We start from the raw sequence: 13,249 nt of genomic DNA on the forward strand, positions 1-13,249 counted from the left end.
CGCGCCCGCCGTCCGCGCAACTTCCGGCCCTAATGCCGCCTGCAGCCCGGGCGCGTTCAGGGCTTCGCGCAGTTGCGCCCCTTTGTAGCCCACTTCCTGCCCCCGGACGGCCACGCCGTTCAGTTCAAAGCTCACGCCCCGCAGAACGCCGCCCTTGTCGTGGGTGTAGCGAACTGCAATCAGCTCTTTTTGCAATTGCAAAGCGAGCCACTCTTCCCCTCCCCTTTCGGCCTGCGCGAGTATCAGCTGCAATGCCCGGCTCACCTGCTCCCGCGCCTCCTCCTTCGTGGGGTCCAGCGCCCGCAGGCTGCGCCGCCGCTCGGGGATGGGCTCCATGCCTAGCTCCTGACTTATCTGCCGGGTGATAGCTGGCTGGCGGTAGAAGTTGTTATCCGTCCGCAGCGCCGGTCCTCCATCAATCGGCACCCGGTTCAGATAGATGTGCACGTGGGCGTGCTTCTTGTCGCGGTGCTCATACACCACCACTTGGTGCCGGTCAATAGGTGCCCCAATCAACTCGCAGTAGCGCCTGGCAGCGGCAACCTTTTGCGCCTGACTTACTACCTCCCCCGCCTTCCAGGAAAGCACCGTATGCCACACCGGCTTCTGAATCCTTCTGCTCTGCGCGGCCACTGCCTGCATATCCTGCGCCATCTCTTTCGGGCTGCCCGGAATAACGTTAGCCACTACCAGCACCGGGGCCTCGCCCGGCTCTTTTCCCCTACCCTGCCGCTGACCCGCACCATAGGTTAGCGCCCCCTCGAAATCATTACCCGTGGTGGTTTTTGCAATCATACCAAATACCCTCTAATGATGGCCAATGCCTGCACTAGCTGAGCCTCGTGACCACTAAAAGATTTACCCGACTGGGCCAGACGGGCAATCTGATTCAGGTTGGTCCCAATCCCCACTAGCTGCCGGCGCAACTCCGGCGGGATGCTTTCCTTAATCTCAACACCCCGGCCTACATCGCGCAAATAGGCCGACACTTTTTTATAGCCAGCGGCAGTAGCTTTTGCCTGCAAGTCTTTTTTTTCATCGGGACTCACCCGCACGTCGATACGCAAAGTGCGGGCGGCGTCGGCGGGATTTTCAGCTTGTTTCTCCGGTTCAATCATGATGCTGGGGGCTTTAATATACGTAAGGTGGCTAAAACTAATTTAAGATTTATAGGCTACAAATGCTATACGCTAAACTAGCAAGCCAAGCCATGTGAGCCTGCGAACTTGGCCATGTCATTGTCCGGACAAACTTCGTTTGTCCGGACAATGACATGGCTTGCTGGTCGATGAACGAGCTAGTGGAACGGGGGCGTTGCACGGGGCTAGGACTAAGGTTATGATTAGTGTATTTTGCCACAATGCAACTTTAACACTTTGCAACTTTACACCCGATAAATTCACCAATTTTGTCTGGAGCAATTCGCATCAGCAATGGAGCTTTGCTGCCCCATTACACCATTGCACCTTTGCCACTATACAACTTTAGTGAGGATTGGATTTAGCGCGTCCGGGCATTTGATTATTTGCACCAATGCACCGAAACAACTTTGCAACTTTACCACAGAGCGGATTCACAAAATTTGCCATAAAGTTGCTTTGCAACAATACAACTTATTACCTTCGCCACACTACAACTAAACAACACTGCAACAGATAAACTTTGTTGTCTTGCCACTTTGCAACTAAACAACTTTTACCTTTTGCAACAAAGCAACTTTAGTGTGTTGCACTATTGCACCTAAGTGACTTTACAACAATGCCACTTTGCAACTAACAATCCAACGTCTTCAAACCTTCTGGCCCTTCGCATGAATCAACCCCACGTACTCGCATTCGCCACCCAGAAGGGGGGCGCTGGTAAGTCGACCATCGGCACGCACATGGCCTCGGCGCTGTGTTACTACTATGGCTACAAGGTGGCCATGGTGGACTGCGACTACCCGCAGAACTCCCTGCACGCCTATCGCCTCGAAGAGCAGAACCGGCTGCAATCAGAAGCGCCGTTTCAGGCCCGCCTGCTGAAGCAGGGCATTCCGCCGTACCCGGTCATCATTTCCAGCGTGGAGAAGGCCGTGAGCTCCATCGAAGGGTTGTTTGAGCAGGACTACGATTTCATTTTGGTGGATACGCCCGGTACGGTGAACGTAGTGGGGCTCCCGGAGCTGCTTCGGCTGGTGGACTACATCTTCCTGCCAATTGAGCCGGACAAGGGCTCAATCGCCTCTACTATGTCCTACATGGGCATCCTGGGCCAGTTTGTGCAGGACCGCGACGAAGACTCCAACCTGCTGGGCTTCTACGCCTTCTGGAACAAGTTTGTAAAGTCCGAGAAGAAGGGGATTTATGACAAGACGGAGGAGCTGTTTCAGGAGAAGGGCCTGCCCTTGCTCAAGAGCCGGGTGGAGCTGCTGATGACCTACAAGGAAAACCGCTCCACGATGTTTCCGCTGCCGGAGCGTGACCTCAACCGCCTCGGCCTGGGTCAGCTCATCCTGGAAATCCTGACCCTCGTGGTAGGGGAGGGGGCGGTCACGCCCTCGGGTAAAACCATTGCGTTTACGGCCCCGGCCGTCGAGTCAGCCCCCGGCGCGTAGCCCTACAGCTCATCCGCCGCTGCTTTTCCTTTAAAATTTCAAGCTTGCATCCCCTTCGTCATGGCCAAAGCCTCCACTAAGAAACCCAAACTCACCCCGGAAGAACAAATGGCTGAGCTGGCCCGCCTGACGGGCTCCGTCGCGGCCATCAGCCACATGGGGACCAGCCAGCCCTTTGTACTGCCCACCCCGGCCCCGGAGACGACGCCCACGCCGGCGGCTTCGGCCCCAGAGCCGGCCGCGGCGCCCGTCGAAGCCGCGCCCCCGGTACCAGCAGCAAAGCCGGAACCATCAGTGCCGGTCGCACCCGTTACTGCCACGGAGCCTGCGCCGCTGTCGGCTGCTGTTCCCGCGCCAGCCGCCAGTTCAGCTGCGCTGGAACCAAAGGGAGAAAAACCATCGCCCGTGGTAGCACCGGCACCACCGGCCGCTCCGGCTGCCAAGTTGCCCGTTGCAGATGACCTAGAGGAAGAAGAGGTAGAAGTCGAAGCTGCGCCGATAACAGCGGCCACGGGGGACGGCAAGGACAAGCTGGACCTAACTTCCCTCTTTGCAGATTCGGCGGAGAAGAAGACTTTTCAGATTCGCATCACGGCCAGCCACCAGCAGTTTTTCCAGCAGATGGGCCTGCTGCTGGGCGGGGGAGCTTCCTCGACTGATGTGATTCACAACATCCTCGCCCAGTTCAAGGCAGCGAATGAGGCCCAGATTCAGAAAGCGTTTCAGCGGCAGCTGCGCCAGATGATGTCGCCCAAAAAGTAAACGTATTCGTTAGGGGCTATTTCGCCGGCCCGGCTCGATTGGAAGCCGGGCGGTTCTTCCATCCCTATTTCAAACTATCCCTCCGCTGCCGGCCCATCTGGGCAGGGTAGGGGAGGGGCCCTATTCTCTACCAGCAATGCACAGCAGCTCTTCCATTCCCAGCCCCCAAGGAGCGTCGAAGCGACGTGGCGGGCGGTAAGCGTTTGACTGTGCTGGCCCTGCTGTGGGCCGGTACGGTAGCCCGCGCAACCTGCTTGCCGGCCGAAAACAGCCTGGCCTCGCCCGGGGACAATGCCACAGTTGACTCGCTGCGGGAGGTGGCCCGGCGGCTACAGCTGCCGGACTCGGTCCGGTTCCAGACGCTGCGCGCCTTGAGCGACGCCCTGTTTGCCCAGGATGAGCCGGAGGCCCGCCGGGTAGGGGAGCAGGCTGTGCAGTTGGCCCGTCACCGGCGGGACTGGTCGGGTGTGGCCGATGGCTTGTACCAGCTGGTGGTGAACTGTGAGCGGGCCGCCGACTACGTGGCGGCCATGCAGTACAGCCAGGAAGGTGCCGGCGTGGCCAGGGTGCACCGGCTACCCGACGAATGGCGCTTCACACAGTGCATGGGGCTGGTAGCGGTTGATACCAAAGATGTGACCGGGGGCCTGAAGTACATGCGGCAGGCCTACCAGCAGCAAGGAGCCGTGGGCAACGTGCAACCCCGCGAGCGGGGCGGGCTGCTGCTCAACCTGGCCAACACCTTTCTGGTGATGCAGCGCTACGACTCGGTGCTGCACTATGCGACCCGGGCCCTGCCCTATATGCAGCGCGCCAAAGATGCCCGGGGCCTGGGCTACGTGTACCAGTTCCGGGGCGAGGTGTACGCCATGATTAAGCCCCAGACCCCGGCTACGCTGGATTCGGCGGCCACGAACATGAACCGGGCGCTGCGCATCATGCAGCGCCACGGGTTTCGGCCACAGATAGCCAGCTCGGCGCTGGCGCTGGCACGCGTATACCGGTTGAAGGGGCAGCCGGCCGTCTCGCAGCGCATGGCGGAACTGGCCCTCACCCTGGCCCGCGAGCTGAAGATGCCCGACTACGAGGCCGACGCGCTGGCTAGCCTCGCCTGGGCGCACGCCGACCAGGGCCGGATGCGCCGCTCCTTCGACCTTGACAACCGGGCGCAGGACCTGCGCGATTCCCTGTTCAACGGCGACAAGGCGCAGGCCCTGGCCCAGCTGCAGGTGCGCTACGACGTGAAGCTGCTGACCGAGCAGAAGCGGGCCGCCGAATTTGAGCAGCGCAGCCAGCGGGCGCAGTTGCACTCGCTGTGGCTGCTGCTGGGCGGGCTGACCACGACCATCGGGGTGGGCAGCTGGCTGTACTGGCGGCTGCGGCGGCAAAAAGCGCTGCTGGCCGTGGCCAACCAGGCCAACTGCCGGGCCGTGGCCGAAAAGGAGGTGCTGCTGCAGGAAATTCACCACCGCGTCAAAAACAACCTGCAGCTGGTGAGCGGCCTGCTGGGCTGGCAGGCCAGCACCCTGCCCGAGCCCGCCCTGGTGGCCGCGCTAACCGCCAGCCGTGACAGAATTCAGAGCATGGCCATGGTACATGAATTCTTATATCAAGCCGACAATCTGGCCGAAGTGCGCATGGACCAGTACCTGCGCGAACTGCTTGACTCTCTGAAAATCGCCCTCGCCACGTCCGAGCAAAACATCGAGTTGAGCATGAACCTTGCCCCGGTAATTATGAGCCCCAAAGAGGCCAGCACGGTGGGACTGGTGGTCAACGAAATGGTGACCAATGCGTACAAGCACGCTTTTCAGGGCCTTGCCCAGGGCCACCTGCACGTTTCCTTCGCCAGCCGCCCCACCGGCTTTCAGCTCACCATCGCCGATGACGGGGCCGGAATGCCGGCCCAGGACGCGCCGGCGAAGGCCCACTCCCTGGGCATGCAGCTGGCCCGCACGCTCACCAAACAGCTGAAAGCGAAGCTGTCGGTGACCCGTTCCTTTCCCACGGGCACACGCATGGAGGTTACTCGTGAATGACGAGCCGTGCGGCGTGCCCCTTATCCCACCCTATGTCTACCATTCTCATAGTTGAAGATGAATTGCTTATTGCCGCCGAGATAGAACGCACGCTGGTGCGGCTGGGGCACACCCCGCTCGAACCCGTCGACAACAGCGATGAGGCCCTGCGAGTGCTGGCCACCCAGCCCGTGGAACTGGTGCTGATGGACATCAACATTGCCGGCGACTGCGACGGCATCGCGGCGGCCCTGCTCATTCGCCGGCAGTTCGGCCTCCCCGTGGTATTTCTCACCGCTCGCTCCGACGCCGACACCCTGAACCGCGCTAAGCTGGCCCAGCCCTACGGCTACCTGGTCAAACCCTTCACGGATGATTCGCTGCGGGTGCAGGTCGAACTGGCGCTCTACAACGCCTATCAGGCCGGCCCGACCGGTCCCGTTTTCGATACCGCCAATGCTGCCGGCACGGAGGTGCTGGGACCGGCCGAGCGCTGCCCCAAGTTCAAGGACTACCTGTTCGTGCGCAAGGGCTCCGGCCACGTCAAGGTGTTGCTGGCCGACATTCTCTACTTCGAGGCCCTGCAGAACTACGTACGCATGCACACCGTGCGGGAAAGCTTCGTGTTCGACTCTACGATGAAGGAGCTGGAGCAAAAGCTGCCCGACCAGTTTTTTAAAACCCATCGCTCCCACATCGTGAACCTGGACCATGTGCAGGCTTACGAGGAAAGCAGCGTGCTGCTGGGCAAAGAGTACGTGCCGGTGAGCCGCTCGTGCAAGGACGAGCTGAAAAACCGCATTCACCTGGTAGGGTAGCCTCCCGCCCCAATAGCCATTGCAACGGCACGCAGCCCGGTTTTGCCCCCGGAGCTGCGTGCCGTTCGTGTGTCGGGGCTGCACCTCACCATCGAATTCTAACCATTCGTCAACTTTCTACCCAAGCGGTTTATAGCCCGGATAGGTTTGTAGCGTCAAATCACGGTTTGGCAAGTTCACGTCCGGGCCGGTCGGCCTGGGGTGCCACGCTATTTCCCCGCGATGCTCAGCGCCTATTCCTGGGGCCAGTTTGGCCTTTTCGTCCTGGTTGTGGTTCTTATCTACTACCTAGTGGTGGGCCTGCTCTACTACCGGGTAGAGCTCACAGCCCTTCTGACCCCGGGCAAAAAGATGGCCGGTGCCCGGCTCGCCGGCGCGGGCGGTGTAGCGGCGCCTCCCTCGCTGGTGCGTCCCACCTCAGCCTTTGTTAAAGCCACGACAGCGGCCACGGAAGCCCGGGAAGAAGCCGATAACGCGGAACGTCCCGAAGCCGGCGCGGACCAAAACCTGCCGGCCGCAGCCGAGCCGCTGGTCAGCGGAGCACTGCCCGATTCGACCGGCACGGCCACTGGCCACGACGAAAGCACCAGCGATACGGCCCCAATGGAAGCCACGACCGCCGCGGGCGACGAGGCGCAGGCGCAGGATGAAAACCGCACTGAAGAGGCTGACCAGGCCGATGAGCACCTGGCTGCGCTGGTCCGGCGCGAGGCCCATAACCTGCCCACGGAGCCTGTGGCTGCGGATACAGCAGCTGGCGGGGTGCTGGAGCCTGAAACCGTGCAGCTGCCCCTGGTGGCGAATGGCTACGAGCCGCTGGCCAGCTTCGAGGAGCCGGTAGCCTCGTGGCTGGACATTGCCCCGGTGGGCCTACCCAAGCTAGTATCCGCCGCTTCGGTCGCCGAATACCTGACCCTGCTGCAAGCCGGCCAGCAGCCCGCGCCGCCGGTCGAGCTGGCCGGCACCACCTTGGCCGAGCAAATGGCCCAACAGATGGCCCTCAACCACGCCGAGCTGGATGACCTCTTCGGCCCCGACGAGGAGTAGCGCGGCCTTCTTCCTAATCATTGATTCCCGATTCCTTTTCCCTTGCCATGACTAAGAAACCTTTCGTTACCTCGCTGGCCCTCGTGGTCCTGCTATTCAGCTCACAACTCCTTTACGCTCAGACCGGAGGCGGCAACGGCACGGCCGGCATTCAGGACGCCACCACCCAGGTTACCAGCTACTTCGACCCGCTGACCAAGCTCATGTACGCCATTGGCGCGGTGCTGGGCCTGGTGGGGGCCATCAAGGTCTACGGCAAGTGGAACGCCGGCGACCAGGACACCCAGAAAACGGCCGTCTCGTGGTTCGGCTCGATGATTTTCCTGGTTATCGTGGCCACGGTGGTACGCTCGTTCTTCCTCTAAGCCGTCGCCCATGCCCATCTACGACCTCAATCGCGGCATCAACAAGCCCGTCGAATTCAAGGGCTTGGTGGGCAGCAACATCTACTTCCTAGCCGCCGGCATCGGGCTGGTGTTTGCCCTGTTCGTGACCTGCTACCTGCTGGGCGTGCCGCTGGTGCTCACGGTGCTGGTGACCTTTCTGGCCGGGGGCGGCATGTGGGCCGGGGTGTTCGCCCTGAACCGCCGCTTTGGCGAGCACGGGCTGAGGAAGGCCGCCGCCCGCCGCTCGTCGCCCCGCTACATCACTAACCGGCATAGCCGCCTTTTCCAACGCCTCAACGAGGACCCGGCCGGCCGCGCTTAGCCGCTGATTTGGGTGCACTCTTCCGCTTATGAGCAATAAGGTTCTGCCCTCCGTTTCCCTCGAATCCAAGCAGCCCATCTACAAGGTGGAGAAGGATTGTCTCATTTCAAAGAATGCGGACGTGACGGTGGCATTTCGGCTGGATTTGCCCGAAATCTTCACCCTCTCGCGGGAAGACTACGCCCAGCTGCAGGCCGCCTTCGTGAAGGCCGTGCGCCTGCTGCCCGACCACTGCGTGGTGCACAAGCAGGACTGGTACGTGGAGGATACCTACGCACCCGGCTTCGAGGCCGAGCGCACGCTGCTTTCCTCGGCCTATGAGCGTCACTTCAACGAGCGGCCGTTTCTGAACCACTTCTGCTACCTCTACATCACCAAAACCTCGTCGGAGCGGCCCAACTGGGGCAGCACCTCGGGGCTGCTCGCCCGGCGCAACATCGTGCCCAAGGACATGCTCGACACCAAGGTACTGGAGAGCTTTTTCGACAACGTGGGCCAATTTGTGCGCACGCTGGAAGGGGTGGGGCCAACCAACGCACCCTACATCCGCTCGCACCGACTGACGTCGGATGAGTTGGCCGGCACCGCCGAAAAGGCGGGCCTGCTGGAAAAGTATCTGGCGCTGGACCTCTCCGACCAGTCTCTGCAGGTGGACCTGGATTTGACCGAAGGCCTGAAAGTGGGGGCGGAGTTCTGCCAGATGTTCTCGGTGGCCAACCTCGATGACTTGCCCACCTCGGTGGAAACCGACATTCGCTACGAGCAATACAGCACCGAGTACTCGGACTTCCCCATCTCGTTTGCCGCCCCGCTGGGGCTGCTGCTGGGGACCAATCACATCCTGAACCAGTACGTGTTTCTGGATAACACCCAGAAAACGGTGAAAACCTTCGAGCAGAAGAAGGACCGGCTCAACTCGCTCTCGCTCTACTCGCGGCAGAACGCCATCAACGTAGAGTACTATAACGCCTTTCTCAACGAGTTGATTGCCCACAAGCGCCGGCCGGTGCGGGTACACTGCAACGTGCTGACCTGGGGCCGGCATGAGGAGGAGCTGACCGAAGTGCGCAAGCTGGTCAATGCGGCTTTCAACGCCATGAACTGCAAGCCGCGGCAGAACACGGTAGACATCGCCGCGCTCTACTGGGGCGGCATCCCGGGCAACGCCGGCGACTTCCCCTCGGAGGAAACCTTCTACACCTTCATCGAGCAGGCGGTGTGCTTCTGGGCCTCCGAAACCAACTACCGCAGCACCGGGGCCACCAAGGGCATCAAGCTCTCCGACCGCCTCACGGGCAAGCCAGTGCTGGTCGACATCTCGGATGAGCCGATGAAGAAGCAAATCATCTTCAACCGCAACAAGTTCGTGCTCGGCCCCTCGGGCTCGGGCAAGTCGTTTTTCACCAACCACATGGTGCGCCAGTACTACGAGCAGGGCGCCCATGTGCTGCTGGTGGACACCGGCAACTCCTACAAGGGACTGTGTGAGCTGGTGGGCGGAGTGTATTTCACCTACGAGGAAGACGACCCGATTGCCTTCAACCCCTTCCTGATTTCGGGCAAGCTGGACGTGGAAAAGAAGGAATCCATTAAAACGCTGCTGCAGGCGCTCTGGAAAAAGGACGACGAAAGCGTGAGCCAGTCGGAGTACGTGTCGCTCTCCACGGCCGTGAGTCTGTATTACGTGATGCTGGAAGCTAACGCGCTTATCAAGCCGAGCTTCAATACGTTCTACGAGTTTGTTAAAGGGCCTTATCGGAAGATTCTGGAGGAAGAGAAGGTCCGGGAGAAGGATTTCGACATCGACAATTTCATCTACGTGCTCAAGCCCTACTACCGGGGCGGAGAGTACGACTACCTACTGAACTCGGAGAAAGAGCTGGACCTGGTGCAGGCCCCCTTCATCGTGTTCGAGCTCGACAACATCAAGGACCACCCCATCCTGTTTCCGGTGGTCACGCTCATCATCATGGAAACCTTCATCTCCAAGATGCGCAAGCTGAAAGGGGTGCGGAAGATGATTCTGATTGAAGAGGCCTGGAAGGCGTTGACCACGCCCGGCATGGCCGCCTATATCAAGTATCTCTTCAAGACGGTGCGCAAGTTCTTCGGGGAGGCCATCGTCGTCACGCAGGAAATCGACGACATTATCGGCAACGAGATTGTCAAGGATGCCATCATCAACAACTCGGACTGCAAGATTCTGCTCGACCAGCGCAAGTTCATCAACCGCTTCGAGGAGATTCAGGCCCTACTCTCGCTCACGCCCAAGGAAAAGGACCTGGTGCTGAGCATCAACCGCGACAACAAGGCCACGCGGGGCCGCTACACCGAGGTGTTTATCAGCCTGGGTGGGGTCGTGTCGAAGGTGTACGCCATCGAGGTGTCGAAGGAAGAATACGTGACCTACACCACCGAGGAAACCGAAAAAGTGCGGCTGTTCGAGAAGTTCAAGCAGACTGGCGACATGCCCACGGCCATCAAGCTTTTCGCCAACGAGCTGCGCGAAGGGTAGGGCATCTGATTTCAACCAAAGGGAAGAACATGAAAACGAGAATCACGCTCCTGGGCCTGGCTATGCTGGGTCTTAGCATCACCAAGGCTTCTGCGCAGCTCGTGGTAACCGCTCCGGTGCTCGAAGTGCAATCGGGCGTACAAACCGGCCTGCAGAATACTATGAAGGGGCTTTCCTCGGCGGCCAACGTGCTGGTGAAAGCCGGCGTGAAGGAGCAGGAACTGACCAAGGTATTCTCGGAAAAGAACCTGCAGCTGGCCAAAACCTGGTACGACGGCCTGCTGCAAGTCAGCGCGGCGGTACGCGGCTACCGGCGCGTGCAGTCGGTGTTTGAGAAGCAGAGCCGCATCATTCAGAACTACTCGACGGCCATCGAAACGCTGCGTCAGTCGCCCTACGTGGCCCCGGAACAGCTTTCGGCCATGACGACGATTTACACCAAGATGCTGACCGAAAGCGCCAACACGCTCTCGGATTTGCAGACCATTGTGAGTCCGGCCATGCTCAAAATGACGGACGCCGACCGGATGCGCTTCATCGACAAGCTCGACGCGAAAATCACCGACCAGCTGGGCCTCATCAACTACTTCACCCAGCGCAACCTCGTGCAGATGCACCTGGCCGAGCAGAAAGCGCAGGACGCGCAGGCCCTCAATGCGCTGATGGGTGCCCGCTAAGGGCTACTTCCACTTCCCCAAGCTATCTACTATGAAATCAAGCACTCAACTTCTCATGTTGGGCCTGGCCTTGTTGGCCGGTCCGGCTTACGCGCAAATGCCGGCCGTCATCTCGGCCCCAATTGCCGAAGACCAGTCCCGCAAGCAGGTCGTGCACCAGGGCATTTCCACTACCCTGCTCGGGCAAGGCAAGGTGCTGGCCAGTGATATGACCAAGGTCAGCGGCCAGATTAAGGGCGTTATTGACAAGACGCAGGCGCTGCACGACCAATGGTATAGCAGCCTGCTGCAAATCAGCACCGGGGTGCGCAACTACCGCCGGGTGCGGGAAATCTACACCCACCAAGGCGAGATGATTAGTCAGTTTTCGGCCATCATTCCGGAGCTGCGCACCAAGCAGTTGTCGCCTGCCCAGCTCAGCGAGGCCTCGACGGTATACCAAGGTATTCTCACGGAAAACATTGCCCTGATGGGTGAGCTGGCCGGGGTGCTTAGCGCCAGCAAGGCCAAGATGACCGACCCGGAGCGCATCGAGTTCATCGACAATATCGCCGACCGCATCAGCGAGCAGCACAACCTGATGAACTACTTCAGCAGCAAGTGCCGGGCCATCGCGCAGCAGCAGGCCCAGCAGGCGCAAGACCGCGAATCCATGCGCGCTTTTATGACGGCGCGCTAGCGCAGCAGCGTCCTTCCCAATTCCTACTTCTGACTTATGAAAACTTTCCTTTTCCTACCCTTGGCGCTGCTGGCTGCCAGCTGCCGTTCCGAGTTGGCCAAGCCAGACCCTCGGGTGGCCACCATTCACCAGCAGCACGAGCAGCTGCTGACGCAGCAAAAGCAGTACGTCGCGCTGCTTCCCACGCTCACTGGCCCCGAAAAGCTTAGTCCGGCCCATATCAAGGATTCGGAGCAACGCTTCGCCGATATGGTGCAGCAGAGCCAAGACAACCTGACTGCCCTGGACCAACTCGACCCGGCCAAGGCCCAGGACCCGGCGCAAACCGCGCTGGTGGGAGAATTAGCCGCGAAAGAAGCCGGCATTCTGGCGCGGGGCACCCGGCGGCTGGCCAACGTGCACGACGAGCACTACCTGCCCTAGGCGGCCTTTCCCCATTCCCATTCTTTCACTCCCGACTGCCTTATGGACCCAACTTCCATCGACCTCAACATGGCCCTGTATGAGCAAAAGCTCGAAGGGATTTACACCGAGATGCTGACGTTCACCGCGCAGTTCATCAACCTGGGCCGCGCCATTGGTGGGGTGGGGGCACTGCTATTCATCAGCAGCCGGGTGTGGGGCCATATTGCCCGGGCCGAGCCCATTGACTTCTTTCCGTTGCTGCGGCCGTTCGCCATCGGGCTGGCCATTCTGCTGTTTGTGCCGCTGTGCTCGGGCCTGCGCGGCATCACCATGGCCGTGGCCCACGGCACCGATGCCATCCGTCTCGGGCAACTGGGAGAGGTGAACCGGCTGACGGGTGAGCGGGACCGGCTGGCCGCCGACGCCAAGGCCAAATCGGACATGCAGATAAATGAAAAGTATGAGGAGGACCTAGGCAAGCTCGGCGCGCTGGACATCGGCCGCAAGGCCACGCTGGCCATGAACCAGGTGCAATATTCGGTCGGCCAGAATTTCCGGGAATGGACTAAATCCATCCTGGAACTGGGGGCATTGGCGGCCAAGCTGGCCATAAGCCTCATATCTACTTTCCTGCTCGTGCTGCTTAGCGTGGCCGGGCCGCTGGCTTTCGGCATTGCCATCATCCCCGGTTTTGGCGGCGGGCTGATGAAGTGGTTTGGCTATTTCATCACGATTTCGCTCTGGGTGCCGGTGGCCAACATCTACGCCGCGGTGCTGGCCCACGTGCAGGTCACGATGCTCAACAGCAACATCCAGCAGCTGCAGGCCGGCGGCAGCGTCGAGTCGGCCGACATCGGCTACCTGTGCCTGCTGGTGCTGGCCATCGTGGGCTACCTGATGGTGCCCAAGGCAGCTGATATGCTCATCGACGGTTCGGGCGTGGGACGCGCCGCCACCTCCTTTATCACCACTACCACGGTGGGAGCGGCCGGCATCGCCGGGGCCACGGGCGGCGCGGGCCTGC

The 13,249-nt window shown here is 60.5% G+C and carries 14 protein-coding genes; 12 read left to right on the top strand and 2 right to left on the bottom strand.

The features are described 5' to 3' along the window. Both ACYVDE_RS05610 and ACYVDE_RS05615 read right to left on the bottom strand, forming a co-directional pair. The coding region (locus ACYVDE_RS05610; RefSeq protein WP_460500491.1) for a relaxase/mobilization nuclease domain-containing protein at positions 1-795 on the bottom strand (795 nt) is incomplete at its 3' end. Further along, a complete protein-coding gene (locus tag ACYVDE_RS05615; protein WP_460500492.1) occupies positions 792-1,118 on the bottom strand; it encodes a plasmid mobilization protein in 327 nt (108 codons plus the stop codon). The genes ACYVDE_RS05615 and ACYVDE_RS05610, both read right to left, overlap by 4 nt. A 692-nt stretch (positions 1,119-1,810) precedes the next feature. Between ACYVDE_RS05615 and ACYVDE_RS05620 the strand changes: the two genes are divergently transcribed. The 12 genes from ACYVDE_RS05620 to ACYVDE_RS05675 form a co-directional block, all read left to right on the top strand. Next, the gene (locus tag ACYVDE_RS05620) at positions 1,811-2,596 is read left to right on the top strand and encodes a ParA family protein (protein WP_460500493.1); all 786 of its coding nucleotides are present in this window, start codon (positions 1,811-1,813) and stop codon (positions 2,594-2,596) included. A gap of 60 nt (positions 2,597-2,656) precedes the next feature. Beyond that, entirely contained in the window at positions 2,657-3,358 is a 702-nt protein-coding gene (locus tag ACYVDE_RS05625) for a hypothetical protein (protein ID WP_460500494.1), read from the top strand. A gap of 209 nt (positions 3,359-3,567) precedes the next feature. Continuing rightward, positions 3,568-5,397 carry a sensor histidine kinase gene (locus ACYVDE_RS05630; RefSeq protein ID WP_460500506.1) on the top strand — a complete coding sequence of 610 codons (1,830 nt, stop codon included), beginning with the start codon at positions 3,568-3,570 and terminating at the stop codon, positions 5,395-5,397. A 32-nt stretch (positions 5,398-5,429) separates the two neighbouring features. Then, positions 5,430-6,194, top strand: a complete 765-nt coding sequence (locus ACYVDE_RS05635; protein ID WP_460500495.1) for a LytTR family transcriptional regulator DNA-binding domain-containing protein — start codon at positions 5,430-5,432, stop codon at positions 6,192-6,194. A 222-nt stretch (positions 6,195-6,416) separates the two neighbouring features. Next, on the top strand, positions 6,417-7,241 hold the full coding sequence (locus ACYVDE_RS05640; RefSeq protein WP_460500496.1) for a hypothetical protein: 825 nt from the start codon (positions 6,417-6,419) through the stop codon (positions 7,239-7,241). A 47-nt stretch (positions 7,242-7,288) separates the two neighbouring features. Further along, positions 7,289-7,606, top strand: a complete 318-nt coding sequence (locus ACYVDE_RS05645) for a DUF4134 domain-containing protein (RefSeq protein ID WP_305013227.1) — start codon at positions 7,289-7,291, stop codon at positions 7,604-7,606. 10 nt (positions 7,607-7,616) lie between these two features. Further along, positions 7,617-7,949 carry a DUF4133 domain-containing protein gene (locus ACYVDE_RS05650; RefSeq protein ID WP_460500497.1) on the top strand — a complete coding sequence of 111 codons (333 nt, stop codon included), beginning with the start codon at positions 7,617-7,619 and terminating at the stop codon, positions 7,947-7,949. Positions 7,950-7,977: 28 nt separating this feature from the next. Further along, positions 7,978-10,464 carry a TraG family conjugative transposon ATPase gene (locus ACYVDE_RS05655; protein WP_460500499.1) on the top strand — a complete coding sequence of 829 codons (2,487 nt, stop codon included), beginning with the start codon at positions 7,978-7,980 and terminating at the stop codon, positions 10,462-10,464. 29 nt (positions 10,465-10,493) lie between these two features. Continuing rightward, positions 10,494-11,141, top strand: coding sequence for a hypothetical protein (locus tag ACYVDE_RS05660; protein WP_460500500.1), 648 nt, complete (start codon positions 10,494-10,496; stop codon positions 11,139-11,141). A gap of 31 nt (positions 11,142-11,172) precedes the next feature. Next, on the top strand, positions 11,173-11,820 hold the full coding sequence (locus tag ACYVDE_RS05665) for a hypothetical protein (protein ID WP_460500502.1): 648 nt from the start codon (positions 11,173-11,175) through the stop codon (positions 11,818-11,820). A 36-nt stretch (positions 11,821-11,856) separates the two neighbouring features. Further along, positions 11,857-12,243: a hypothetical protein gene (locus tag ACYVDE_RS05670; RefSeq protein WP_460500504.1), complete on the top strand. Its 387-nt coding sequence runs from the start codon at positions 11,857-11,859 to the stop codon at positions 12,241-12,243. Positions 12,244-12,285: 42 nt separating this feature from the next. Continuing rightward, the coding region (locus ACYVDE_RS05675) for a hypothetical protein (RefSeq protein ID WP_460500505.1) at positions 12,286-13,249 on the top strand (964 nt) is incomplete at its 3' end.

The sequence above is a fragment of the Hymenobacter agri genome (assembly GCF_054778495.1).

What these genes read in the sequence shown, in the direction of transcription:
- ACYVDE_RS05615 (WP_460500492.1), bottom strand. Translation starts at nt 1,118, where the DNA reads ATGATTGAACCGGAGAAACAAGCTGAAAATCCCGCCGACGCCGCCCGC.
- ACYVDE_RS05620 (WP_460500493.1), top strand. Translation starts at nt 1,811, where the DNA reads ATGAATCAACCCCACGTACTCGCATTCGCCACCCAGAAGGGGGGCGCT.
- ACYVDE_RS05625 (WP_460500494.1), top strand. Translation starts at nt 2,657, where the DNA reads ATGGCCAAAGCCTCCACTAAGAAACCCAAACTCACCCCGGAAGAACAA.
- ACYVDE_RS05635 (WP_460500495.1), top strand. Translation starts at nt 5,430, where the DNA reads ATGTCTACCATTCTCATAGTTGAAGATGAATTGCTTATTGCCGCCGAG.
- ACYVDE_RS05640 (WP_460500496.1), top strand. Translation starts at nt 6,417, where the DNA reads ATGCTCAGCGCCTATTCCTGGGGCCAGTTTGGCCTTTTCGTCCTGGTT.
- ACYVDE_RS05645 (WP_305013227.1), top strand. Translation starts at nt 7,289, where the DNA reads ATGACTAAGAAACCTTTCGTTACCTCGCTGGCCCTCGTGGTCCTGCTA.
- ACYVDE_RS05650 (WP_460500497.1), top strand. Translation starts at nt 7,617, where the DNA reads ATGCCCATCTACGACCTCAATCGCGGCATCAACAAGCCCGTCGAATTC.
- ACYVDE_RS05655 (WP_460500499.1), top strand. Translation starts at nt 7,978, where the DNA reads ATGAGCAATAAGGTTCTGCCCTCCGTTTCCCTCGAATCCAAGCAGCCC.
- ACYVDE_RS05660 (WP_460500500.1), top strand. Translation starts at nt 10,494, where the DNA reads ATGAAAACGAGAATCACGCTCCTGGGCCTGGCTATGCTGGGTCTTAGC.
- ACYVDE_RS05665 (WP_460500502.1), top strand. Translation starts at nt 11,173, where the DNA reads ATGAAATCAAGCACTCAACTTCTCATGTTGGGCCTGGCCTTGTTGGCC.
- ACYVDE_RS05670 (WP_460500504.1), top strand. Translation starts at nt 11,857, where the DNA reads ATGAAAACTTTCCTTTTCCTACCCTTGGCGCTGCTGGCTGCCAGCTGC.